This window comes from Haemophilus parahaemolyticus, from assembly GCF_018373095.1.
Taxonomy (GTDB): Bacteria; Pseudomonadota; Gammaproteobacteria; order Enterobacterales; family Pasteurellaceae; genus Haemophilus_A; species Haemophilus_A parahaemolyticus_A.
This window is the reverse complement of the sequence record NZ_JAHAHT010000006.1, coordinates 15,172-36,985: the sequence shown is the minus strand read 5'-3', so window position 1 is coordinate 36,985 and position 21,814 is coordinate 15,172. Positions and strand designations below refer to the sequence as shown.

Annotated in this window: 24 protein-coding genes and 2 tRNA genes; 8 read left to right on the top strand and 18 right to left on the bottom strand. The window is 41.0% G+C overall.

Annotation, left to right across the window (positions count from 1 at the left end; translation table 11 throughout):
* Positions 1 to 72 (top strand): IS3 family transposase (locus tag KH943_RS10120; RefSeq protein WP_368493485.1); only part of this gene is annotated, 72 nt, incomplete at its 5' end.
* Positions 73 to 219: 147 nt separating this feature from the next.
* On the opposite strand, the gene def is transcribed toward KH943_RS10120, so the two are convergent.
* Positions 220 to 732 (bottom strand): peptide deformylase, encoded by a 513-nt coding sequence (gene def, locus KH943_RS01715; protein ID WP_005705982.1) that lies wholly within the window; start codon positions 730 to 732, stop codon positions 220 to 222.
* Between the two features lie 102 nt (positions 733 to 834).
* Here def and dprA point away from each other — a divergent pair, with 102 nt between their 5' ends.
* From dprA to nusG, 3 genes are all read left to right on the top strand, one after another.
* Positions 835 to 1,980: a DNA-processing protein DprA gene (gene dprA / locus KH943_RS01710; RefSeq protein WP_304106707.1), complete on the top strand. Its 1,146-nt coding sequence runs from the start codon at positions 835 to 837 to the stop codon at positions 1,978 to 1,980.
* Between the two features lie 120 nt (positions 1,981 to 2,100).
* Complete coding sequence (secE, locus tag KH943_RS01705) at positions 2,101 to 2,508, top strand: preprotein translocase subunit SecE (protein WP_304106705.1); 408 nt, start codon at positions 2,101 to 2,103, stop codon at positions 2,506 to 2,508.
* Positions 2,509 to 2,519: 11 nt separating this feature from the next.
* Entirely contained in the window at positions 2,520 to 3,089 is a 570-nt protein-coding gene (gene nusG / locus KH943_RS01700) for a transcription termination/antitermination protein NusG (RefSeq protein WP_119222353.1), read from the top strand.
* 96 nt (positions 3,090 to 3,185) lie between these two features.
* Here the strand turns inward: nusG and tusB are convergent, their stop codons facing one another.
* The 5 genes from tusB to fkpA form a co-directional block, all read right to left on the bottom strand.
* The gene (tusB, locus tag KH943_RS01695; protein ID WP_304106701.1) at positions 3,186 to 3,452 is read right to left on the bottom strand and encodes a sulfurtransferase complex subunit TusB; all 267 of its coding nucleotides are present in this window, start codon (positions 3,450 to 3,452) and stop codon (positions 3,186 to 3,188) included.
* 14 nt (positions 3,453 to 3,466) lie between these two features.
* On the bottom strand, positions 3,467 to 3,835 hold the full coding sequence (gene tusC / locus KH943_RS01690; RefSeq protein WP_304106698.1) for a sulfurtransferase complex subunit TusC: 369 nt from the start codon (positions 3,833 to 3,835) through the stop codon (positions 3,467 to 3,469).
* Between the two features lies 1 nt (position 3,836).
* Positions 3,837 to 4,190: a sulfurtransferase complex subunit TusD gene (gene tusD, locus KH943_RS01685; protein ID WP_111313400.1), complete on the bottom strand. Its 354-nt coding sequence runs from the start codon at positions 4,188 to 4,190 to the stop codon at positions 3,837 to 3,839.
* Positions 4,190 to 4,864, bottom strand: a complete 675-nt coding sequence (locus KH943_RS01680) for a helix-turn-helix transcriptional regulator (RefSeq protein ID WP_304106695.1) — start codon at positions 4,862 to 4,864, stop codon at positions 4,190 to 4,192. Before KH943_RS01680 ends, tusD begins: the two co-directional genes overlap by 1 nt.
* A gap of 91 nt (positions 4,865 to 4,955) precedes the next feature.
* Positions 4,956 to 5,672, bottom strand: a complete 717-nt coding sequence (fkpA, locus tag KH943_RS01675) for an FKBP-type peptidyl-prolyl cis-trans isomerase (protein ID WP_304106694.1) — start codon at positions 5,670 to 5,672, stop codon at positions 4,956 to 4,958.
* 84 nt (positions 5,673 to 5,756) lie between these two features.
* On the opposite strand from fkpA, the gene KH943_RS01670 reads away from it, so the two are divergent.
* The 3 genes from KH943_RS01670 to KH943_RS01660 are packed head-to-tail and all read left to right on the top strand — an operon-like array spanning position 5,757 to position 7,425.
* Positions 5,757 to 5,978, top strand: a complete 222-nt coding sequence (locus tag KH943_RS01670; protein ID WP_111313398.1) for a SlyX family protein — start codon at positions 5,757 to 5,759, stop codon at positions 5,976 to 5,978.
* Between the two features lie 12 nt (positions 5,979 to 5,990).
* Positions 5,991 to 7,055: an MFS transporter gene (locus KH943_RS01665; protein WP_304106715.1), complete on the top strand. Its 1,065-nt coding sequence runs from the start codon at positions 5,991 to 5,993 to the stop codon at positions 7,053 to 7,055.
* A 7-nt stretch (positions 7,056 to 7,062) separates the two neighbouring features.
* Positions 7,063 to 7,425 (top strand): CrcB family protein, encoded by a 363-nt coding sequence (locus tag KH943_RS01660; RefSeq protein ID WP_304106713.1) that lies wholly within the window; start codon positions 7,063 to 7,065, stop codon positions 7,423 to 7,425.
* Between the two features lie 101 nt (positions 7,426 to 7,526).
* On the opposite strand, the gene KH943_RS01655 is transcribed toward KH943_RS01660, so the two are convergent.
* The gene (locus KH943_RS01655; protein WP_304106691.1) at positions 7,527 to 8,849 is read right to left on the bottom strand and encodes an anaerobic C4-dicarboxylate transporter; all 1,323 of its coding nucleotides are present in this window, start codon (positions 8,847 to 8,849) and stop codon (positions 7,527 to 7,529) included.
* 140 nt (positions 8,850 to 8,989) lie between these two features.
* On the opposite strand from KH943_RS01655, the gene dapF reads away from it, so the two are divergent.
* Positions 8,990 to 9,814: a diaminopimelate epimerase gene (gene dapF, locus KH943_RS01650; protein WP_304106689.1), complete on the top strand. Its 825-nt coding sequence runs from the start codon at positions 8,990 to 8,992 to the stop codon at positions 9,812 to 9,814.
* 73 nt (positions 9,815 to 9,887) lie between these two features.
* Here the strand turns inward: dapF and KH943_RS01645 are convergent, their stop codons facing one another.
* The 11 genes from KH943_RS01645 to mutY all read right to left on the bottom strand — a co-directional run bounded on the left by KH943_RS01645 (position 9,888) and on the right by mutY (position 21,774).
* Positions 9,888 to 11,312, bottom strand: coding sequence for a porin family protein (locus tag KH943_RS01645; protein ID WP_304106687.1), 1,425 nt, complete (start codon positions 11,310 to 11,312; stop codon positions 9,888 to 9,890).
* A 216-nt stretch (positions 11,313 to 11,528) separates the two neighbouring features.
* The gene (locus KH943_RS01640; protein WP_304106685.1) at positions 11,529 to 14,402 is read right to left on the bottom strand and encodes a factor H binding protein domain-containing protein; all 2,874 of its coding nucleotides are present in this window, start codon (positions 14,400 to 14,402) and stop codon (positions 11,529 to 11,531) included.
* A 187-nt stretch (positions 14,403 to 14,589) separates the two neighbouring features.
* Complete coding sequence (locus KH943_RS01635; protein WP_304106682.1) at positions 14,590 to 15,591, bottom strand: 2-hydroxyacid dehydrogenase; 1,002 nt, start codon at positions 15,589 to 15,591, stop codon at positions 14,590 to 14,592.
* Between the two features lie 242 nt (positions 15,592 to 15,833).
* Positions 15,834 to 17,081: a diaminopimelate decarboxylase gene (gene lysA / locus KH943_RS01630; RefSeq protein ID WP_304106679.1), complete on the bottom strand. Its 1,248-nt coding sequence runs from the start codon at positions 17,079 to 17,081 to the stop codon at positions 15,834 to 15,836.
* A 52-nt stretch (positions 17,082 to 17,133) separates the two neighbouring features.
* Positions 17,134 to 17,253, bottom strand: a complete 120-nt coding sequence (lptM, locus tag KH943_RS01625; protein WP_304106676.1) for an LPS translocon maturation chaperone LptM — start codon at positions 17,251 to 17,253, stop codon at positions 17,134 to 17,136.
* A gap of 16 nt (positions 17,254 to 17,269) precedes the next feature.
* Positions 17,270 to 18,658 carry a signal recognition particle protein gene (gene ffh, locus KH943_RS01620; RefSeq protein WP_304106673.1) on the bottom strand — a complete coding sequence of 463 codons (1,389 nt, stop codon included), beginning with the start codon at positions 18,656 to 18,658 and terminating at the stop codon, positions 17,270 to 17,272.
* 317 nt (positions 18,659 to 18,975) lie between these two features.
* Positions 18,976 to 19,051 (bottom strand) — tRNA-Asn (locus tag KH943_RS01615).
* A 5-nt stretch (positions 19,052 to 19,056) separates the two neighbouring features.
* Positions 19,057 to 19,132: transfer RNA gene (locus KH943_RS01610), tRNA-Phe, on the bottom strand.
* A 125-nt stretch (positions 19,133 to 19,257) separates the two neighbouring features.
* Positions 19,258 to 20,355, bottom strand: a complete 1,098-nt coding sequence (gene mltC / locus KH943_RS01605) for a membrane-bound lytic murein transglycosylase MltC (protein WP_304106670.1) — start codon at positions 20,353 to 20,355, stop codon at positions 19,258 to 19,260.
* A gap of 10 nt (positions 20,356 to 20,365) precedes the next feature.
* The gene (locus KH943_RS01600) at positions 20,366 to 20,635 is read right to left on the bottom strand and encodes an oxidative damage protection protein (RefSeq protein WP_005706474.1); all 270 of its coding nucleotides are present in this window, start codon (positions 20,633 to 20,635) and stop codon (positions 20,366 to 20,368) included.
* A gap of 2 nt (positions 20,636 to 20,637) precedes the next feature.
* The gene (gene mutY, locus KH943_RS01595; RefSeq protein WP_304106664.1) at positions 20,638 to 21,774 is read right to left on the bottom strand and encodes an A/G-specific adenine glycosylase; all 1,137 of its coding nucleotides are present in this window, start codon (positions 21,772 to 21,774) and stop codon (positions 20,638 to 20,640) included.
* Positions 21,775 to 21,814: the final 40 nt, after the last annotated feature.

The following is a 21,814-nucleotide window of genomic DNA, read 5'->3' as shown; positions in this document are numbered from 1 at the left end:
AATGAAGAACGAATCCAATTAAAATTAAAAGGACTGAGTCCGATACAATATCGAAAACAGTCCTTTAAATAACAGTCTAACTTTTTGGGGTCAGATCATAAATGGTGGTTTTTATTTACGTCTAAAATTTCAACAGCAGAAACAGTTAAAATTTGTTGCTGATTTGCTTTCCATTTTTGACTTATCCCTCGACAAGCTTAGGAATCGTCTCAAAAAAACTTACTTCGCTCTCGCAATTTGCTTTTTCAGCTTTTGCATTTTTTCTTTAATGCGTTGGCGTTTGAGTGCGGAAATGTGATCCACGAACAGCACACCGTTGAGGTGATCGATTTCATGTTGAATGCAAATCGCAAATAAGCCATCGGCATCGTAAATCACCTCTTCACCTTGGCGGTTTAATGCTTTCACCTTCACTTTTTCTTTGCGTGGCACTAACGCACGGTGCCCTGGAATAGACAAACAGCCTTCCTCAATGCCCGTTTCGCCTTCGCTTTCCAAAATTTCTGGGTTGATTAACACCACCTGGTTGGTTTTATCGCCCTCAATGTCGATGGTAATTACACGATTTAATACGCCTACTTGCGGTGCGGCAAGCCCGATGCCTTCGTGTTCGTACATCGTCTCAAACATATCGTCGATAAATTGGTTTAATTCTGCATCGACTTTTGCCACGGGTTCGCACACCGTCGCAAGTCGCTCATCTGGGTATAAAACGACCTCTAATACTGCCATTTTTGTGATCTCGCTCGAAAATTTTAAAAGATTTAGTTGGCTATTTTAGCATTTTTCTTATGATTAGGGAAATTTTCCTTTTTTTCTAGGCTTTATTTCGGAATGCATCTAGTTTCTCTGCTCAAATTATTGCAAGTGCCACAAATCGGTGCTCAAAAAATCGCTCGCCTGTTGGCGGAAATCGATTTTGACCAATTTTGCCAATTCGACAAACAGCAACTTCGCCAAATGGGTTGGAACGAAAAGCAAATCCAACGTTGGTTTCAGCCAGATCAGGCGTGGATTAATGCGGCACTTTCGTGGGCAGAGCAGGAGGACAACCGCATTCTGACCTTGTTTGATGATGATTATCCCTTTTTGCTACGCCAAATCAGCACCGCTCCGTCCGTATTATTCGTGAAAGGTTCGGTAGAAAGTTTGAGCTTACCGCAAATTGCGATGGTGGGAAGCCGTGATTTTTCCCATTATGGCGAATATTGGGCAGGCTATTTTGCCTCGGAATTAGTTAAAAATGGCTTTGCGGTCACAAGCGGGTTGGCGATTGGTATTGACGGCTTTTGTCATCAGCGGGCGGTAGCAGAAAATGGCACCACAATTGCTGTACTTGGCTCTGGCTTGGCACAGGTTTACCCAGCACGACACAAAAAATTAGCCGAGCAGATAATTGAGGCTGGCGGGGCATTAGTGTCGGAATTTTTCCCTAATCAGCCTCCAATTGCTGAGAATTTCCCGCGACGAAATCGCATTATCAGCGGGCTTTCGTTAGGCACATTAGTGGTGGAAGCAACAATTAACAGCGGATCGCTCATTACTGCCCGTTATGCTTTGGAGCAAGGTCGGGAGGTATTTGCTCTACCAAATGCAGTGCAAAATTCTTATTCTGCGGGTTGCCATAAGCTCATTAAAGAAGGGGCATTATTGACGGAAAGTATAGAAGACATTTTGCAAGCAGTACAATATCAGCTGCAAAGAGAATCTGTGCAAGCAGAGTTGTTTGAAGGTGAAACGCAAGCGGTGGATTTGGTGCCACGTTTTACAAAATCGGCAGCCGTGCCAGTTGCAAAGACTTTGCCAGAAATGACCGCTTGCCAGCAGCAGATTTTCGAACAGATTAGTCTTGAACCGATAGCGATTGATGAAATTGCCAAAGCAGTGGAGATGGATGTGTCGATGTTGTTGGTTGAACTCCTAAATTTGGAATTGTTAGGTGTGGTGAAATCGGTAAATGGCGGTTATGTGCTTGCTTAACCTTTTCCAGAGAGCGTATATATTTTTTACAAAAGATCGTGTTAAAAATTAAGAAAAATGCTACAATCTCTCGCTTTAAAAAATTAGACGTCTATTTTCTACACAAATTTTAGGGTTCATATGGCTACTGAGAAAAAAACAAAAGCTCCTGAACAGATTGAAAAAGCAGGGGTAAAAAGCAAGGGCTTAAATACGACATTATGGATTGTGGCAATTGTGCTTTTAGCGGTGGCGGCGATTGGTAATACTTATTTTGCCTCACACTTTGCACTGGTTGTTCGAGTGTTATTATTAGTGGTTTTAGTGGTTGGTGCGGTTGCTGTTGCAGCAATAACTAACCAAGGTCAAAAAGCGATCGGTTTTATGAAAGAATCTCGCACCGAATTACGCAAAATTATTTGGCCAACTCGCCCAGAAGCAACACAAACTACATTTATCGTGATTGCAATGTGTATCGTAGTTTCATTAGTATTATGGGGCTTTGATACTATTATCGTGGCATTAATTAATTTTATTACTAATCTATAAGGCTAAGCAAAATGAGTGAAGTAGAAACAACAACAGAAGCAAGTAAAAAACGTTGGTATGTACTCCAAGCATTTTCAGGATTTGAAAATCGTGTTGCGGTAACCTTACGTGAATACATCAAATTACATAAAATGGAAGATCAGTTTGGTGAAGTGTTAGTGCCAACTGAAGAAATTATCGAAAATGTGGGCGGCAAACGCCGTAAAACAGAACGTAAATTCTTCCCTGGTTATGTATTAGTGGAAATGGAAATGAACGATTACACTTGGCAGTTAGTTCGTAGCGTGCCACGTGTGATGGGTTTTATTGGCGGTACTGCAGATAAACCCGCACCAATTTCAAGAAAAGAAGCAGACCGCATTCTTAACCGCGTACAAGAAACGGCAGAAAAACCACGTCATCGTAACGAATACTTCCCAGGCGAAAGTGTACGTGTTACGGAAGGTCCATTCGCAGACTTTACTGGTACAGTGGAAGAAGTGGATTACGAAAAAGGACGTATTAAAGTGTCTGTGTCAATCTTTGGTCGTGCAACCCCTGTTGAGCTTGAGTTCAACCAAGTGGAAAAACAACACGGCTAATTCAAAATTGGCAAAACAAAAAAGAAAACCGACCGCTTGGTCGGTTTTTTGTTGTGGTGAATTACTGTGTCCATGGCTTTATTTTGTTATTTGTTTTTATAACCCTACCTGCGAATAAAACTCCTCGGTCAATCTCACCGCTTGCTCAAGGGAAATAGTTTCCATAGTTACGGTTAGATTTCTGGCTTGCAGATCTTGGGTGAGAGCAAATACGTTCTCGCGATTTGCAAAAAGTTGCGGATTTTTAACCGCTTGCAACACGCCATCTTGCCATAAAAGTAGGGCGTCGGTCGGTTGTAGTTGGGCAAGCAAGGTGGAAAGTTCTTGCTTGTCGTATTGGGCTCTGGATAGTGTATAAAGCATTTATCTCCTCACTGTTAAAACGTCAGCACTTTTTCAGCTTGATGTAACACTTCAAACAGTCTGTTTTTGCTTACTTTTTGAGCTTCTTTAAGTACAAGCTCTGCATTATCTAATCCGCGTTCGACAAGGCTTTCTTTGCAGATAAAACATTCCGTCAAATCGTAAAGCTCAATCAGTTTGAAAGTGGCAATATGATCTTTTTGAAGCAACAATTCAGGCTGTTGGTGGGCAATCAAATTGAATACGCCATCGTTAAGGAAACAGATCGCAAGCTGTTCTTCCTCGCAAAATGCACTGGCGGCAAGCAAGGCATCCAACCCTTCACGGCTAATGCTTGTGCCAAAAGGTGGTTGGGTAAATAAAATCGCTAATTTATATTTCATTTTAAAAGGTCAGTAATCTATCGGCTTTGAGCACGGCTTGGCTAAATTCGCCCAAGCCTGCCAGAATAAAAGGCTCGGCGAGGTTCTCTTCAACAATGCCGCGGCGTTGTGCAGCAGAGATGCAGAGATGCAACGACAAGCGGTGGTTTTCTGCCAATTTTTTCCAATGTTCCACTAAGTTCACTTCATCGCTTGCGGGATTGACCAACATATTCGCGTTGCTTACACCGTTTTGGAAAAAGAAAATCTGGCGTATTTCGTGTCCACTAGCTAATAACTGCTCTGCAAATTGATAGGCTAAATACGCCGCTTGTGAGCCATACACTTCGCCTTTAACTGCTAAAACATACTGCATTATTCGCTTCCTTTCTCTTCTGCACCTTGCTTAATTTGACGGATGTAAAGGTAAACCGTGTGACGGGAAATATCCAACCGCTCTGCGACTTGGTTGATTGCCTCTTTAATATCAAAAATCCCTTTTTCAAACAGCGATACCACGATTTGACGATTTTTATTGTTGTTGGCAACCATGCGATCGCTCATTACCTCTTCAATAGTACGGTCGATGGTTTGAGCAACCAGATCTTCGACTGAGCTAGCGAAATTGACTGAAGTGTCGCTTTCCTCGTGCGGTGGGAAGAAGGCGTTTAGGAACTGCGAGGTTGGCACATCCAAGTTCATATTGATGCAAATAAATCCTATCACGTGCTGTTTGCGATTTCGAATAGCGATGGTGACCGATTTCATCAATACGCCCCCGCCTTTACCACGTGTGAAATACGGTTTGGAGACGCTGTCGGTTTGCATATTATGTAACGAGCGTAGCGCTTTGTCGGTTAATGGCGAGCCGATTTTACGGTCGGTGTTGTGTCCGTTTACCACGTAAATGGCGGAATGTTCGAGAAATTCGAGCGAATGTAACACGATTTCGCAATGTCCTCCTAGAAGGGCAGCAATGCCGTCAATCACGGGGAAGTAAGAAGCGAGAATAGCGTGATCTTCGTCAGTATAGGGAGTGAAGGTACTCATTTGATTGTAGAGTGGGGATTTATCCCACCGATTAACTGTTGATATGCAAATAAAAATGGTGGGCTAAAAGCCCACCCTACACATTACCTAATTATTTAGCTGGTTTAAAATCTAACAATTCAATCTCAAATTTTAAGGTTGAATTCGCTGGGATTTTACCCGCTGAACGTTCGCCGTAGCCTAATGCAGGTGGTACAACGATTTCCATTTTGCCACCTTTTTTCAACATTGGGATTGCTTCGATCCAACCTGGAATCAGTTGATCTAATTGGAATTCTACAGGTGCGTTACGGTCGTATGAGCTGTCAAACACAGTGCCATCTGGTAATGTGCCTTTATAGTGCACTTTTACCATATCCGTTTTGCTTGGGCTTGCACCTTCACCTGCTTTTTCAATTTTATATAATAAGCCAGAATCCGTTTTTTTCACGCCTACTGTTTTTGCATATTCTGCACGGAATTTATCGCCTTCCTCAATCGTTGCTTTTGATTTTTCCGCTTGAATTTTTTGCTCTTGTGAAGAGAGATAGCTATCAAGCGATTTTAATTGTTGTTGTAAATCTTCATCGGTCAATTTACCTGTTTTTTTCAAGGTATCTTGCACACCTGCTAAGATTTTATCTTGGTTATAAGTGAATACCTCTTTTTGAGATTCCACAATCCCTTCGATATTTTTACCCATCAACACACCGACTGCATATGATGAATCATCCACGAATTTTTTATCCGCTTTTTGCTCTGCCATCACAGAACCTGCAACCAATGTTGCCATTAATGTTGCAACTAAAGTAAATTTTTTGTTTAACATCCTATATTCCTCATAAAAGATTGGTAAGATATAGCCCGATAGGGTAAAGTGTATTTCTTTTTATGACAACCTTTTTTATTAAAAATGCCCTCAAATCTTGAATTATTTAACAGAATTGAAGAACTTGAAACCAAAGTTGCCTTTCAAGAAATAACGATCGAAGAATTAAATCAAGCTTTGATCGATCAACAATTTGCCCTTGATAAACTCCAAACCCAAGTTCGCCATTTAGCGGAAAAATTCAAAGGCATCTCGGCAAGCAACGTGGCTTCGCGTGAAGAAGAAACGCCACCGCCGCACTACTAATCTTAATTTATGCTGTACCTACAAAAACTTCTGCTTATCCGCCGATTTTTCTCCACATTGGCGTTTTTCTCAATGCAAATGGTCTTTTTTATCTACCTTCAGAAAAAAGGACTAAGCAACAGCGAAATCGCTTTTTCGCTCTCGTTGCTCTTTTTCTGCAACCAAGCACTTGCCATTTTTGCAGGTATCTGGGGCGATCGCTTCGGGCTTGCCAAAATGATGTTGCTTGGCTGCTTTTTAGATGTGCTTGCTTACATCTTTTTCCTCTCGGCTGATCACTATTTTTTATTGCTGCTTGCCACCACCTGTTTTGGTCTAGGGAGTTGCTTATTCGGTACGAACGCCAAAGCCTGTTTACTCGCAATTGCGGGCGATGAATATGCTGAGAAAACACGTCTACAAGGCAAATATCTCAAAGTTACATCAATGTCCTCAATGGGTGCCCCGCTTTTGGTGATTCCTTTTATTAAGTACGATCACATCAATGCTCTCATTTGGGCGTGCTTTGCGATTGAAGCGATTTTATTTGTGCTGATGATTAAGCCATTTTCACAAATACAAGCGGTGCAAAAATTGGTGAAATTTCGCTTTTCGCAAATCCGTGACATTATGACCAAAGATTTTCTCTTTGTGCATTTGATGCTTTTTATCCCGCTTTCGATAGCAACCTCGTTTTTCGTGATTTTCCCGTTTTTGTTCGACAACAAACTCGGCTTGCCCGAACATTCGCCCATTGCACTATTTGTGAATGGTTTATTGACTGTGCTTTTACAAAGCACTTTTTCACGTAAAATTAACCTTACTCCAAAACAGACCGCTTGGGTTGCCCCCATTTTAGCGGTCGGGATTGTCGCTCCTTGGTTTTTGACTTTACATTATTTGTCAATTTACACTGCTTATCTTTACTTAGTCATTTTCACCGTCATTGAAGTTTATGCTCTCACGGCAATGGCAAATTTGCTGGTGAAATTCGACAATGGTACGAATCGCGGCTTTATTTTTGGGGCTTCTCGCTTGCTACTTTCAATTGCAACGGTAGGCGTAATGAACCTCGTTCCTCATCTGTTTTTGGTGTAACGCAATGATGAATGTATTACTGATTTCCGTCGGCGCTGTAGCGGGTGCTATCGCCCGCTGGCTGCTCAGTTTATGGCTTAACCCGATTTTTACCAGTTTCGCTTTCGGCACACTTATTGCCAACTGGGCGGGCTGTTTGTTGATTGGGATTGCAATGGGATTATCGCTGCACGATCAGCAGAAATTACTGATTATCACGGGATTCCTTGGTAGTTTCACCACTTTTTCCAGCTTTTCTGCCGAATTAAGCGAAAAAGTCTTAACAGGAAAATGGTTGGAATTTAGTTTAACGTTAGGATTGCATTTGGTCGGTGGAATTTTATTGACTGTGATGGGAATTATTCTTACTAGAACGGCGGTAAGCGGTTGATTTTATAGAGTAATTTGTAAATCTGAGATAAAACAAAACCGCTTGAAAGCGGTTTTATTGATGTAAATAACATTGGGCATGTTTCCCATGCCCAAACATACTTAGAGTAATACATTAGACAATGCTAAGCCAAATACTAAGCAGAATGCCATACTTAATAAACCTGGAAGCATAAAGCTATGATTGAAAATGTATTTACCGATTTTGGTTGTACCTGTGGTATCAAAGTCAATTGATGCAATAATTGGGCCATAGTTAGGCACGAAGAAGTAGCCATTTACTGCTACAAATACCCCAATTAAAACAGGTGCAGGGATGCCTAATGCGATACCAAGCGGGAATAATGTTGCCACTGTTGCCCCTTGGCTGTTGACTAATACGGAAAGGACGAAAAGTGCGAAAGCAAATGCCCATGGTGCAGTTTCGACTAAACCTTTCACTAAATCTTTTACTTCATCTATATGTGCTTGCATTAAGGTGTCGCCCAACCACGCAATACCGAAGATCGCAATCACCGCACGCATACCTGCATGGAAAACGGAGCCTTTAGTAATTTCGGTACTATCTGGTTTACAAGTGAAGATAATTAATGCACCAATTGAAAGCATAATGATTTCGATAGTGTGTGCCATTCCCATTGGTTTGCCATCAAAAACTGGGCGGAGTGAAGGCACAGCCCCCATTAACACGACAAGCAATGCACCGAATAAGAAGAGTGAAACTGACACTTTTGCCGTTTTGCTCACTTCAATTTCCGTAGAACTTGTGGTTGAGTTAAAGGTATCTGCATATTTTGGATCTTTCAAACGGCGTTGATATTCTGGATCATCTTTGAGCTCTTTGCCCATTTTGTTCACAAATACGCACGCCAATAAAATACCTGCAAGAGTAGATGGAATCGTCACCATCAACACATCACCTAAGTGAATGCCTTGTGGCTCAAGGAATGCAACAACCGCCACAACAGCTGCTGCAATTGGGCTTGCAACAATGGCAAATTGAGAAGCAATTACTGCCATTGAAAGAGGGCGTTCTGGGCGAATGCCGCTATGACGACTTACCTCAGCAATCACAGGAAGAACCGAATATGCAACATGTCCTGTTCCAGCCAATACAGTAAACGTCCACGTAACTAATGGTGCGATAAACGTAATATGTTTCGGATTACGTCGTAAAATGTTGGTTGCAATTTTGATCATATAATCCAAACCGCCTGCAGCTTGCATTGCAGCGGCAGCAGAAACTACCGCCATAATCATAAACATTACATCAATCGGCAAACCAGCTGGTTTTAATCCAAAACCGAAGGAAAGAATGGCAAGCCCCAAGCCACCAAACACACCCAAACCAATCCCGCCCACGCGTGCACCGACTAAGATACAGAGCAACACAATGGCGAATTGCACAAGAAACATTGTAGACATTTGAAAAACTCCGTTGTAATTTAGAGAAAAATCCTCATAATTTGAGGTTATAACTGATTAAAAATCGCTAAATAATATAGCATAAAAAAATTTAATCTTAATGATTAGATTTTAATTAAAATCAAAAAATAGGAAAAAATATGCAGTTTTCAAAAATGCACGGTTTGGGTAACGATTTTATGGTGATCGATGGCGTCACGCAAAACGTGTTTCTCACCCCCGACATCATCCGCCAACTTTCCGACCGTCATCGTGGCATCGGCTTCGACCAACTTCTATTAGTTGAACCCCCTTACGACCCTGAATTAGACTTTCACTATCGCATTTTTAACGCCGATGGCAGCGAAGTTTCCCAATGTGGCAACGGTGCACGCTGTTTTGCCCGTTTCGTGACATTAAAAGGCTTAACTAACAAGCCTAATATTCACGTCAGTACTGCTAAAGGCAAAATGATCTTAAGCCTGAAAGATAATGGCAAAGTGCGTGTAAATATGGGGGAACCGATTTGGGAACCCGCACAAGTGCCGTTTACTGCCAATAAATTCGAGAAAAACTACATTCTCCGTACCGACCTACAAACTGTGCTCTGCGGCGTTGTGTCTATGGGCAACCCACATTGTGTATTACAAGTCGAAAATATTGATACTGCCCCTGTATTACAACTCGGTCCACTACTTGAAAACCACGAACGCTTCCCAGAACGAGCTAACATTGGCTTTATGCAAGTGCTCAACCGCAATCATATCAAACTCCGTGTTTTCGAACGTGGTGCGGGCGAAACGCAAGCCTGCGGCAGCGGTGCGTGTGGTGCGGTTGCCGTCGGCATTATGCAAGGCGTATTAGATAGCAAAGTGCAGGTGGATTTACCTGGTGGCTCACTTTGGATTGAATGGGAGGGCGTTGGTCACCCGCTTTATATGACAGGTGATGCAACGCATATTTATGATGGGTTTATCAAACTCTAATCTGCGAATGGTTCAAGCGGTGAAATTTGTAAAAGAAATTGCAAATTTCACCGCTTATTGTTTCAAAAGGGGGCTAAAAATCTTTCTCTACCGATACAAACCACTCGCCACTTTTTCTGGAATAGAACGCAGGAATATTGCTATCAATTTTACGATAACGATAATTTAGCTTCGGTACAAACCCTTGCCATTGTAGTTTGTTATGCCAAATGGTGGCGTTAAAACTGTATTCTTTATCTTGGCGTTTTTTCATTGGGAAATAGAAATTTTCCGCTTGGAAATCACGTTTTACATAACGCACGCTCACGCGGCTCACAAAATCCTTCATTTCCCACACCGAACCAATATTCACCCCACGGCGAAGCGAAGATTCCGCTTTATCTTTGCTACGATCAACACTGCCTTCCACGCCACCAAATAGCAACCAATTCGGCTTGGCTTGATAACTTAACGAAAGTGAAACACCGTTCAGATAACCATTATGACGACGAGCGACAGAAGCATCGGCATAGCGTTTTTGAGTATGCGAAAAAGATCCTGAAATTGTCCAGTAAGCGGTCAATTCTCGGCGGAAATCTGCAACTGCCCCGTAATTTTTGCTATAACGTGGTGAACCGAGCCAGTTCTGTTCAAAAAATGGGGAAAATCCGACCGCTTGCAATGCCGAACGGTAACGATAGCCAAGCGAAGCATAAAGTGATTTTTCGCTGTAATCTTGGTTATCCCAATAATGCACGCCACTAAAGCGACCATTTGTGGTAACAAAATGGTTGCTGCCCACATTCAATTCACGGTTCACGCCCACACCATAACGGAAGCCGTGGGCTTTTTGTGGCAGAGACTCCGCATCTTTTTTAAATCGCAAGCCGCCTAACACAATATCTTGCTGAGAAGAAGCATTGTTCACGTTATCCGTTTGGGTATATTGCAGCTCCATATCAGGCTGCCAGCTTTGCCGCTCTGCCATCGCCTGAATATAACGTTCGGCAAGTTGCTGCATTTGTGGTGAAAGTTCAGGCTTCGCACGTTCCAACTCCGCTTTTGCTTGGCGATATTGCTTATTTTCAAACAACATCACACCCAAATCAAACCGCGGATAAGCTAACGCTGGCTTCTCGGCTAAAATCTGCTGATAAAGCGAAATTGCCTGTGGGTATTCTTTTTCTGCCCGCAACATCGCTCCCATTGCGTAATGATAAAGTGTTTCATCATAATTCGTTTGCTGTTGATACAACGGTAGCAGCTGCTTCAACAAATGCCATTGCTGCTGTACTACACCATAGTTAATCAACTTCTCGAGCTTGGTTTTTGTGCTGTCTGCATCAGCAAGAGCAAATGAAGATGTGGGTACATTCTCTGCTTTAGACTGCGTTTTTATTTGTAGCTCTGCCTGTTTTGGTAAAGTATTATTCTCAAAGAAAACAGGTTGAGGCACGTGAAATGTCTCCGCCTGTGTTGCAAGCGGTAGAAAAATAAGAAAGTTTGCGAGTTTTTTCATGATATTACAGATGAGAAAAGAAATGATGAATTATAGGTTTGCAATTAAAAATGAACCATATACTTGCAGTTATGATAAGTTACCTTGTTGGGGTATGATGAAGAATAAATGCCGTTTAAATCCACTTTAAACGGCATTTTATTGTAGGGGTAAATCGCATTTGCTCTAAAATATCGGTGGAATATCAGGGCGAATGTAATTGCCCCTACAGATCAGTTATTTTTGAATTTCGCCACGGGTGCCGCCGAAGCCGATGACATTAGTATCCGAACCACTATAATCACCAAAATAGACAGAACCTCCAATTTCCTCAGCTTTAGGTCCATAAAAATCAAGATTATATGTTTCGTGAGTAATGCTTGTTGTCGCATTTTTTTCAGGTGTTGCTCGCCCATACTGAATACCCACTTGTTTACTAAGTTGTCTTACTTTTAGTGGGGCTTCTTCTAGCGTAATAGTTCCATATTTTTGGAAACCTGTAATAGTACCTGAACCTTTTCGCTCTGAGAAATTTACGTTATAAGTTAAATCTCCATTGTTCTCAAGGTTAAATGCTTTACCTGTATAGGTGGCACGACCCTCAGTCGGTAAACCATCCTCTTTGGTTTGCAATCCTGTATTATGAATGGTAAATCTCTCTGTTGGTATTGGATCATATTCGTCTCTAGTCTCTTTTGAATAATTCATTAAAGTAATAGAATAAGTCTGATTATAAACTTTTCCACTGTTCTCATAATGAATATTGAGGTGTTCACTAGTTGTCAATGGAATATTTAAAATTTGATTTTTAGGATAATTATCTGAATTAGTAATATAATTTTTCTTAAATATTTTTGCGATTGCTGCAAATTGTTCTTCTTGAGACTTTTCTGCATTGTTGTTTAAGAAATTTCCTATTTCTGAAGAGAAATTGGAGTCTTTATTAATAATATCACTATAGTATCCATCTAATAAATCTCTAAGCTCATTTCTTTTCTGAATCTTAGCTTCTATTTCAGCATCAGATAAACTTAAATATTTTTTTATAAAAGCAACTTCATTGTCCCCTAAAGAATAATTCTCAGTACCTTTCGTAATGAATACAGATGCTTTTATTAATTTTTTAAAATCATCTGTTGAAAGTAATGTGTTGCTATTCATATGAATAAGATTGTAAACATTACTTTGAGATAAACCACTATTATTTGCTAATTCCGTAAATAAATGTACTTTTAATTGATTAAGATTATACTCTAAACTATCACCTGAATTATTAACGTTTTCTTTTGCAAATTGATTTGCAACATTCTCATCTAAACCAACTGCTTTAGCTTGGTTTACTAATTCTGCCATCTTCGCTTGAAGCTGAGATTTAAATTCATCAGGTGATAAATTTTGGTTGCGATTTGCAAAGTTAGCTGCATCTGAATCAGACAACCCTTGTTCCTTAGCAATATCAACTAAAGCATTAACTTGTTTCTTATGTTCTAAACGTTCTTTTTCTAATTCAGCATTATGTTGTTTTAATTTTTCATTAAGTACGTCATTTGCTTCATCAACAGTTTTATCTTTGTTTTCTTTGGCAAATTCTTTAGCAAATTTTTCTCTTGATTCATTATCATAAAAACCCAAATAACCAGCCCGATCGCGAGCTAAATTCAACAATCTGATCTGTTTATGCCAGCCATTTAAAATTTCTTGTAACTCAGATTTTGACTTATCTTTATATCTTTCCGAGAAGTCCTGTGCATCTTGGTTATTTAACCCACCATTTAATGCGAATTCTAATGTTCTCGCTTTATCAAGCGGTTGTTCTAATGCATTCTTATCTGCTAATGCTTTTTCTGCTTTTTGTTTAGCCTCTAATGCTGCTTCTAAATTTTGCTTCGCCTCATTAAGCTGATTTTCAAGGGCTATTTTGCTTGCATTACCAGCTTGAATACTGGCCTGTGCCGCTTTTAAATCTTGCTCTGCTTTGGCTAATTTATCATTGCTAGCGGTTAAATTTTCACGTGCTTTTACAAGCTCGTTGTCTTTGTTTGCAAGTTGTTGTTGGAATGCTTTTTCTGTATTGGCTTTTGTTTTCTTAGCCATTTCAAGATTTGTATTTGCTGCTTTTAATTGCTCTTCAAGAATTGCTTTGCTGGCTTCATCTTGTTTAGCAGTCTCTTGAGCTGTAGCTAACTGCTGTTTTGCATCTGTTAATGCTTGTTCTTTTGTGGCTAATTCTTTCTGTTTAGCTTCTAAATCTGCACGAATTTGGTTAAGTGCTTCATCGCGACCTTTTAAGGTTGCATTATAGGCTTTCTCTGCGGTTGATTGAGCTTGAGTTGCTTGATCTAATTTTGCTTGTAACGCTTGTTTTTCTTGTTCAGCTTTTACAATTTTATCTTGAGCATCATTTAAACCTTGCGTTGCTTTAGCTAATTTATCATTACTAGCGGTTAAATTTTTCTGAATATTTATAATTTCATTGTTTCGGTCTGTTAACTGTTTTTCTACCGCTTGTTTTGCTGCATTGGCTTCATTTAATGCTTTTTGAGCCTCAGTAAGTTTCTGGTTAAAATCAGCTTGAGTAGCCATTTGCGGATTAGTTTGGAGAGTTTCTAAAGTTTTTTTAGCAGCAGTAACACGGTTACCTGCATTTTTTAATGCGGTTTGAGCTTCCGAAACAGCTTGTTGTTTTTCTTCTAATATTTTTTCTGCGTGTTGTTTAGCTGTTTTTGCATTTTCAACTTCTTGTTGAGCTTGGTTTAATTGCTCTTGTAGTTTAGCTTGAGCGTTATTGCTGTTCTCAATTTGGATTTGAATATTGGTTACGTTTTGTTGTGCTGTTGCTAAATTTTGCTGTGCGACATCTACTTCTTTTTGAGAAGCTTGATTCGCTGAATTTAGCTTTTCTTCTGCTTGTTTTTGAGTGGTTTGAGCTTGTGCAAGCTGGAGTTTGAGTTGTTCAAGTTCTGCTCGTTGTTTTGCTAACTGTGCTTGAGTAGCTTGATTGTTATGTACTTCCGAATTTGGTGTAGCATTATTGTTGCCACTCCCATTGCTTCCACAACCAGTTAATACGGCTAAAAGTGCTGCTGCAAGCGTTACATTTTTTAATTTCATAGAGACCTCAAATAAGTAAATAAAAGGAGATTTGGTCATATTCTATACCAATTCTTAATGGTATAATATACAAATATACAAATATACAAATATACAGTATTGTATGCTTATTTTTAGATACTATGATTTAAAAAATTAAAAAGGGCTGATTGTGATTCAATCAGCCCTAAATCTTTATAAATTCAGTTTAATGGGTTTTCACCGCATTCACACATTCCCCATTATTGGCAATATCTAAAATATTAGAAAGCGTCACTTCCGAAATATTGACTAACGCCTCTTCAGTTAAGAATGCTTGATGCCCTGTGAACAACACATTGTGGCAAGAGGAGAGGCGGCGGAACACATCATCGGTAATCACATCATTGGATTTATCTTCAAAGAATAACTCACGTTCATTTTCATAAACATCCATTCCCAATGCCCCGATTTTTTGGCGTTTTAATGCCTCAATCGCCGCTTGGCTATCAATCAAACCACCACGGCTGGTATTTATGATCATTACGCCATCTTTCATTTTATTAAACGCAGCTTCATTCAGCATATAGTGATTTTCTGCGGTGGCTGGGCAATGCAAGGTAATCACATCTGAATTTTTATATAGCTCATCTAATGACACATATTTTCCGCCTAATTCCTCTACGATAGGATTATGGAACGGGTCGAAAGCCAGAATATTCATCCCAAAACCTTTTAAAATTCGCATCGTAGCAATCCCAATTTTACCTGTGCCAATTACGCCCGCAGTTTTGCCATGCATATTAAATCCCGTTAAACCTTCCAACGAGAAATTTGCATCACGCGTACGTTGGTAAGCTTTGTGAATACGACGATTTAAAGTTAGCATCAAGCCTACCGCATGCTCGGCAATCGCCTCAGGCGAATAAGCAGGCACACGTACTACTTGAATGCCAAATTCTTGTGCGGCTTGTAAATCCACGTTGTTAAATCCTGCACAACGTAAAGCGACAGTTTTAATGCCTAACTTCGCTAATTTTTCCAAGACAGGACGGCTTGCATCATCATTCACAAAAATGCAGACTGCATCCACCCCCTCTGCCATTTTTGCGGTTTTACAATTGAGCATAAAATCGAAAAACTCTAACTCAAATTCTGATCCAAATTTCTCATTTGCAACGGTTAAATATTTGCGATCATAGTTTTTGGTGCTATACACGGCGACTTTCATTTTTCATCCTTAGGCATAAGAATGCCACACAAACTAGTAAATTCTGTAGTAATTTTAACCGCTTGTTGTATTTAGTTCAATCAATGAAAGAAATTGCTTATACGGAAGGGATTGGTTACGGTTCTGAAGCGGTCGAAAAAGCACAACAATCTGCAAAAGCAGAGTTAGATCGTATTGTTGCAAGTTTTTAATCACATATTAAATAAAAAGTCGGCATTTTCGCCGACTTTTTTATATTTATCTTAAATCAACTTTTCCAATCTCCACAAGTCTGCAAAATCTGCCCTAGCTTTAATCAAGTGGGCTTTTGCACCGTCTACCAAAATTTCGACCGCTTGTGGGCGGGAATTATAGGTGGAAGACATAGTTGCCCCATACGCCCCTGCTGAACGCATTGCGATTAAATCGCCTTCGGCAATCGCTAATTCTCTGCCTTTGCCTAAGAAATCAGACGTTTCACAAATAGGACCTACCACATCATAAACTGCCTTTTCGCGATCAAGCGATTGATTTACTTCGGTAATTTGCATATAGGCTTCGTAAAGGGCTGGGCGGATCATATCATTCATACCCGTATCCACAATCGCAAAATTGCGGTCTTCGTTTGATTTCAGATATTCCACTTTGGTCACTAAAATCCCCGCGTTTGCACTGATCGCACGCCCTGGCTCTAAAATAATTTCCAAGTTTGGGTAATTTTTTAATTTTACAAGCAACGCTTCCGTGTATTCGGTTGGATGTGGTGGTTCTTCACCGTTATAAGGTACGCCCAAGCCACCACCTAAGTCTAGGTGATGTAGTTCGATGCCATCTTCTTTGAGCTGTTCCATCAACACGATTAAACGGTCGGTCGCATCTAAGAACGGCTGTAATTCGGTCAGTTGTGAGCCAATGTGGCAGTCCATTCCCGTAATTTTCACGTTCGGCAAGGTTTTCGCTAAGCGGTAAACTTCACGTGCTTGTTGTACGCTCACGCCAAATTTATTCTCTTTCAAGCCTGTGGAAATATAAGGGTGAGTTTTGGCGTCCACGTCTGGATTAACACGCAGAGAAATTGGGGCGATTTTACCTATTTTGCCTGCTACTTCATTAATGCGGTGCAATTCAGGAATCGACTCCACATTGAAGCAACGAATGCCCACGTCCAATGCACGCTCAATTTCAGTGTGCGATTTTGCCACGCCAGAGAACACCACTTTTGACGCCTCGCCCCCTGCGGCAAGCACGCGTTCTAATTCGCCTTGAGAAACAATATCAAAGCCCGAACCTAATTTTGCCATCACGTTTAAAAGTGCGATGTTGGAATTTGATTTTACGGCAAAGCAGATTAAGTGCGGGTGCGAGCCAAAAGCGTTGTCAAAAGCGTGCCAATGGCGTTCAAGCGTTGCACGAGAATAGATATAAGCAGGTGTACCGTGTTCGCTAATGATGTCAGCAATTGCCACATCTTCGGCAAAAAGTTGTTGATTTTTATATTCAAAATGGTTCATTGGTGTTCCGTTGTGTTTGTTTTGTAAAAAAATTAAAGAATTTAACCGCTTGTTACTGATTTTGTGTTTGTTGTGGTTGTCCAGCTGCTTTTTCAGGAAAATAAAGTGAACCTTTTACCCCACAAGCGGTTAAAAAACTTGCTAACATTGCAAGGAGAATAAATTTTTTCATAAATATGCTCTAAAAATTAACGCTTAAACATGCCACCGAGTGCACCTAGACCACCTAAGCCACCACCCATCATCCCTTTCATACCACGCATCATTTTTGCCATTCCGCCTTTACGCATTTTTTTCATCATACGTTGCATTTCATCGAATTGCTTGAGAAGTTTATTCACGTCTTGCACCTGTGTGCCTGAACCTAATGCAATACGGCGACGGCGTGAACCTTTGATTATGTCTGGGTTTGCACGCTCTTTGAGCGTCATTGAGTTGATGATCGCTTCCATTTTGATGAACATTTTGTCATCTACTTGATTTTTTACGTGATCAGGTAAGTTTTTCGCCCCTGGTAATTTTTCAAGCATCGACATCATGCCGCCCATTTTTTTCATTTCGACAAGCTGATCGCGGAAATCATCAAGGGTAAATTCATCACCTTTTTTGAATTTTTGAGCAATTTTTTCTGCTTTTTCTTGGTCTACACTGCGTTGTAAATCTTCGATAAGTGACAGCACATCACCCATACCAAGAATACGAGAAGCCACGCGGTCTGGATGGAATGGCTCTAATGCATCTGTTTTCTCACCCACACCAAGGAATTTGATTGGCTTGCCTGTGATTTGACGGATAGACAATGCCGCACCACCACGAGCATCACCATCCACTTTAGTTAAAATCACGCCCGTTAATGGCAAGGCTTCATTAAACGCTTTAGCGGTGTTTGCAGCATCTTGACCCGTCATTGCATCCACGGTGAAGAGCGTTTCAATCGGGTTGAGTGTGGCGTGAAGCTGTTTGATTTCATCCATCATCTCGCTGTCTACGTGCAAGCGACCAGCGGTATCGACAATCAATACATCAAAGAAGTTAAGTTTTGCGTATTTTAATGCCGCTTCTGCAATTTCAACAGGCTTTTGCGTGGTTTCGGTTGGAAAGAAATCCACTTTTAACGCATCCGCCAACGTTTGAAGCTGTTTGATCGCGGCTGGACGGTAAACGTCGGCAGAAACCACAAGCACTTTTTTCTTTTCACGTTCTTTAAGGAATTTGGCTAATTTACCTACCGAGGTGGTTTTACCCGCACCTTGTAAACCTGCCATTAAGATGACTGCTGGCGGTTGGGTAGCAAGATTCAGCCCTTCATTTGCTTCGCCCATTGCTTGCTCAAGCTCAGCACGTACAATTTTGAGGAACTCTTGCCCTGGCGTTAAACTTTTATTGACCTCTTCGCCAATTGCACGCTCTTTAACTTTATTGATAAACTCACGCACAACAGGCAAGGAAACATCTGCTTCAAGCAATGCCATACGCACTTCGCGGAGAGTATCTTTAATGTTATCTTCGGTTAAACGCCCTTTACCAGTGATGTTTTTGAGCGTTTTGGAAAGTCTATCGGACAGGTGTTCAAACATTTTTGTTCTCTTTTGTTTTTTTGTTTGCAAATTAATCCCCCTCTTTAGAAAAGAGGAGTTAGGGGAGATTTGATTACGATGTTGGTTTCTCGTATGAGCTTCGTTTTATCTTCTGCCAAAATCTCCCCCTGCCCCTCTTTGCTAAAGAGGGGAGTTAATTCTTTGCAAAATATGAATTAAACGAAAAAATAGATTGGTGCATTATACAAAAAATCCCTTCACTTGGGGAATTTCACGTTAAATATAAATGGTAGGATACTAGATAGGATACTAGAAAAGCAAAAACCCTGATGATTTCTCATCAGGGCTTCTTAATATGGCTCCTCCTGCGGGACTCGAACCTGCGACATATGGATTAACAGTCCACCGTTCTACCGACTGAACTAAGGAGGAAAAGATGGTGCCTCGAGGCGGAATCGAACCACCGACACGGGGATTTTCAATCCCCTGCTCTACCGACTGAGCTATCGAGGCAACTCGTCGTTAACGGGGTGCATTATGCAGTTTTTTTCAGACCCCGTCAAACGTTTTTTCAGGAAAATTTTAATTTTTTGTTTATTCGACCTTTTTTTGTGCTAATTGTGTTTTTTAACATCAATTTAACGAACCGAACGATATTTTTCACGGGCTTTAGATACTTTCTTCAAGTAATTTCTCGCCTGTGCTGATGGGTGAGCCGTGGTTAAAATACGGTAAACAGCGTCTGGCGAAAGCTCGTTAATACGATCAATTGCTTCATACTTATCGTAATCAAACACTTTTAATACTGCACCTGCTCCACTGTTATAGGCGGAAATCATCGCATAACGCATTGAAAGTGGGTTAGTAATCCCGTCCAAATACTCATCATGCAAAATGGTGAGGTACATTGCGCCCGCATCAATGTTTTGCTCTGGGTTATATAAATAAGTACGATCTGGCTGTCCGCCAAATCCTTTGCGAGCAAAAATATCACGCCCCGCCGTGTGTGGAACAACTTGCATCAAACCAATTGCATTCGCATAACTCACCGCATACGGGTTGAATGCGGATTCTACTTCCATAATCCCCAAAATTAAACTCGGTTCAATGCCGTAGTGTTTTGCCATTTTCCGCACCAGCGGTAAATATTTGCGAGCACGAATTTCAATATGCCCTTCCACCATCTTGATTTGCACCACCGCAACATTACGTCCATTTTTCAAACGACGTGTCGTCGCGTATTGCACAAGGTAATTGGCAAAGTCATTCGCAATCACTGCATTGGTGACAAAACGCCCATATTGGTCTTTCACCTGCCCTGCAAGGAACGGATTCGCACTAATCGGCGTATCGCCAGAAGCGAATAAGTCAATTCCTTTCGGGTCTCCGCCCATCAATAGCGTATGCACGATCGCATTTTTCAAGCGTGCTTGATCTGCCAACGTTTCAATCGTAATCATCCCGTCTTCAAACGAAATATGACTACGGGTGTAATATTGGTCAGTATATTTCACGTAATCTTTTTTTGTTGCGATCAACAACTCTTGGCTTCCCCAAATATCATCAATATTATGCGAGAACTGCCCCGTTAAAATATCCAAGCCATTGGTATCTTTAAAATCATAGTTATGATATTTGCTTCCGTGGCGTTTAGTATGTTTTGTCGGGCTACTGCCACACGAAATCAAAAACGGAATCAACGCCAACAGCGGCAAATATTTCGTATGTTTTTTCATCGCAACTGCCTTACTCAACTGGTTTATAACCGTCGATCACCACCTCTTTACCTTCAAACAAGAAGTTTACCATCTCGGTTTCAAGCAATTTGCGGTGCTCAGGGTTCATCATACTCAGTTTTTTCTCGTTCACTAACATTGTTTGTTTTTTGATCCACTCGCTCCACGCTTGTTTGCTAATTGAATCAAAAATACGTTTACCTAACTCACCTGGGTAAAGTTGAAAATCTAAGCCTTCAGCCTCTTGTTTTAAATATTCACAAAATACGGTGCGTGCCATAATCAATCCTTATTCTCTTGAGATAATTCATCTAAAATCCGCTTCACGGGCGTTGCTAAGCCTATTTCATTCGGTTGGGTCAGATCATACCAATAATTCGCCTTTGAAGATACAAAATAGCGGGAATTTCCCTCATTTTCTACAATACCAAGCGGTCGATTTTCTTCTTTCTTTTGCTCATCCAACGCTACCAAAACAGGGGTAATATCTAAGTGAAAATGGCTGAACGTGTGGCGAAACGCGTGTAAATGACGGCTAATTTGCAAATTTTTATCAGAAATAAACCGTTTGAAACTTGCTTCATTCTCAAACTGTGGAAAAACATACAACCCGCCCCATAAACCTTTCGCTTCCCTCTGTTCCAACAAAATACGAGTACCTTGCTTCAATACCAGAAAATAGGCTTGTCGTTCGGGTAAAATTTTCTTCGGTTTCTTGGCAGGAAATTTTTCCCACGCCTCTAACTGATTCGCTTGGCAATCCTCCGCCAACGGACAAAGTGAACATTTCGGCTTAGTTCGGGTGCAAATCATCGCCCCTAAATCCATCATTGCTTGATTAAAATCCGCTACTTGCTCGGTTGGCGTAATTTGTGCAGTTAAATCCCACAGCTGATTTTCCACCGCCTTTTCACCGCTCCAGCCTTCAACTGCGAAATAACGCGATAACACCCGTTTCACATTGCCATCCAAAATCGGGTAAGGTGCATTTAACACCGAAGAAAGCACTGCCCCTGCCGTGCTTCTGCCTACGCCAGATAACGCCAATACATCGTCAAATTGGGTAGGAAATTCACCCCCGAATTGATCGCGAATCGTTTGTGCTGCCTTGTGTAAATTACGTGCCCGAGCGTAATAGCCCAAGCCCGTCCAAAGGTGCAATACCTCATCAATATGGGCATTCGCCAAGTCTATTACCGTCGGAAAACGCTCGACAAACCGCTCAAAATAAGGAATGACGGTTGCCACCTGCGTTTGTTGCAACATCACTTCCGACAGCCAAACCTTATAAAGCGTCTTATTTTTCTGCCACGGCAGATGTTTCCGTCCATACACCGCAAACCACGCCAACGCCTTGCGGGCAAAAGGAGCGTTAAGGTTCGATTGAGCAGTAAAAGCGGAAATTGAGGAATTATTCATGAAAATAGGAACTTGAAAAATGGAAAGGGAAAGATGATAC